At 59.4% G+C, this 1,066-nt stretch carries 1 protein-coding gene and 1 pseudogene; one reads left to right on the forward strand and one right to left on the reverse strand.

Translation table 11 applies throughout. From position 1 onward, the window contains the following. A partial coding sequence (locus A3730_RS24360) for an MBL fold metallo-hydrolase (RefSeq protein ID WP_063539161.1) occupies positions 1-863 on the forward strand: 863 nt, incomplete at its 5' end. Here A3730_RS24360 and A3730_RS29975 read toward each other — a convergent pair. After that, positions 823-1,066 (reverse strand): annotated as a pseudogene (locus A3730_RS29975) (tRNA dihydrouridine(16) synthase DusC); the annotation flags it as partial. The gene A3730_RS24360 and the pseudogene A3730_RS29975 overlap by 41 nt on opposite strands.

Consider the following 1,066-nt stretch of genomic DNA (forward strand, 5'->3'; position numbering starts at 1 on the left):
CGCTGACCTACCTGGGCACCAGCACCATCCTGATCAGCGATGGCAGCACCCATTTGCTCACCGACGGCTATTTTTCCCGGGTATCCATTCCCCAACTGCTGTTTACCCGACTAAAGCCCGATGAGCAGCGCATTGATCAGGCCTTGGAACAGGCCGGGATTACCTCGCTGGACGCATTACTGGTGCTGCACTCCCATTTCGACCACGCCATGGATGTGGCCGTGGTGGCACAGAAAACCGGGGCACAACTGCTGGGCTCCACCTCCACCGCCATGGTGGGCCGCGGCGGGGAACTACCGGAATCGCGAATCACCACGATTGAAACGCATCATCCCTATCAATTTGGTCAATTCACCGTGCGGTTCGTCCCTGCCAGCCATGTGCCACTACCCGCCGCCGTGGAGGCGATGACCGGCAAGGGCGACATTCCAGCACCGGTGGTTCCCCCTGCACGGGTAGGTGCCTGGGAAGAGGGCCAAAGTTATGGTGTGGTTATCAGCCACCCCAACGGGTCCGTGTTGATTCAGGGAAGTTCAGGGGCAGCCCCCGGCGCACTGGATGCCTACCAGGCCGACTATGCACTGCTGGCCAGCGCCAGCCTGGGCAAACAATCTGACCACTATCAGCAGTCATTCATGGAGGAAACCGCCAAGGCGGTGGGCGCACACACCGTGATACCGGTGCACTGGGATGATTTTTTCAGTGAACTCACGCCTGACGTGAAGCCTCTCCCCTGGGGGCTGGACAATATGCATGACTCGTTTCATGCGCTGGCGGATCGGCACGAAGGCGACTTCCTTGTCTTGCCACCCTTTCAACGCTTTACGTTAAAGGCACAAAGTCAGCCAGAATCCGGGCAATAACCTCGGGCCGGGTTTCGCGTTTCAGCTGCTCAAGCAATTGCGCCGCCTGGGGCCAGCGCCGGCGCAGGTAACTCAACCACTGTTTTATGCGTCCGGCCAATTGCGCATCAGTGCCGGTACCCGCCACATCCACCCAAAACTGCTGCAGTATCGGCAAGATAGCATTCCAGTCAGACTCCGCGCCATGACGCAACACGGAGACC

It is taken from the genome of Alcanivorax sp. HI0044, assembly GCF_001634945.1.